The 1,309-nt window shown below is 52.2% G+C and carries 1 protein-coding gene; it reads right to left on the reverse strand.

Annotation, left to right across the window (positions count from 1 at the left end; all coding sequences use genetic code 11):
• The coding region (locus EI28_RS12230; RefSeq protein WP_048115209.1) for a DNA methyltransferase at nt 1-1,013 on the reverse strand (1,013 nt) is incomplete at its 3' end.
• Between the last annotated feature and the right edge of the window lie 296 nt (nt 1,014-1,309).

Genomic DNA, 1,309 nt, shown 5'->3' on the forward strand with positions numbered 1-1,309 from the left:
TTGTCATGGCTGAAAACTTGACCTTCACGCAGAAGGGCATCAAGATTCAAAAACTCTCTTGACTCAACTGTCCGCCATGCACCATCTGATGACATCAGGCAGCGATATTCTGTTGCACCATCGGCACCATATTCTTTAGGTAAATATATCTGATGATACTTCAGATTGGCGAGGTTTTTCGAATACCATAAAATGTAATCAGAAGTCTCATCGAGATATTTTCCTCCTTTGCCTGTGGTTTTAGAGAAGGTAATCTGGGATACAAAATTCCCCTTCCCAAACACCTCGTCCATGATCTCCCGTACGTGGTGCACGTTCTCGTCCGAGATCTGCACGAAGACGCTCCCGCTCTCGGTCAGGAGTTCCCGGGCGAGCAGCAGCCTGTCCCTGAGATACGCGAGATACGAGTGTATCCCGAGCTCCCAGGTGTCCCGGAAGGCCCTGAGCATCTCGGGCTCGCTCGTGAGGTCCTCGTCTTTCCTGTCCTTCACATCCCGCTTATTCACGAAGGGCTGGAAGTTCGAGCCGTACTTGATTCCGTAGGGCGGGTCGATGTAGACCATCTGCACCTTCCCAGCCATCCCCTCCTTCTCCAGAAGGGAGTTCATGACGAGCAGGGAGTCGCCGGCCACCAGGCGGTTGCTCCAGTTGTGCCTGTGGCGGTAGAACTCCACCGCCTCCCGCAGCGGTGGGTTCTCTATCGAGAACTCAAAGAGCGAGGCCTGCCGGTGATCGCCGTTGCTGCCCTTCGCCGCCCTGATGATCGTTCTCGGGTCGATCCGTTCGTGGACGTGAAGGGATACCGTCGGGACCTCGAACGACGTATGCTCGGCCTTCCCCGACCACTGGAGCTGCGGGTCGAGGTGAGGGTCGTAGGAGTAGGTCTTTGTGCCGTAATTGGGTTCGGTTGCCGCGCTGACCAGTCCCGCCGGCGGGTTATTCAGCCGGCAGGTCCCCTTATGGTCGTATTGCTCGATATTCTTCTGGTTGGGTTTCTCCTTTCGCCGAGCCATAGAATCGCATGCGTGATTTTCTTCTTACAAAAGTTAAACGTTGCGAATTTTCCATGCGCTTATAATGACTTCTTTGTGGTAAAACGTGATTCAGAGATCTCGATCTTTATTTTGCCCCGTGCTAAGAATAGTATGGTAAGAGATTAAGGGCACCTTATGAGATCATTGTTGAAAATTCTTTAGCCTTGATCAAAGAGTGAAGCAGTTATTCCACCCCATGACGAGAGGCGGCCTCGTATTTCTCATGAACGTCTTCTATGAGTGATACTACGTATCTGCGCCTGTCGAGAACATTT

This window comes from Methanoculleus sp. MH98A (genome assembly GCF_000691865.1).
Taxonomy (GTDB): domain Archaea; phylum Halobacteriota; class Methanomicrobia; order Methanomicrobiales; family Methanoculleaceae; genus Methanoculleus.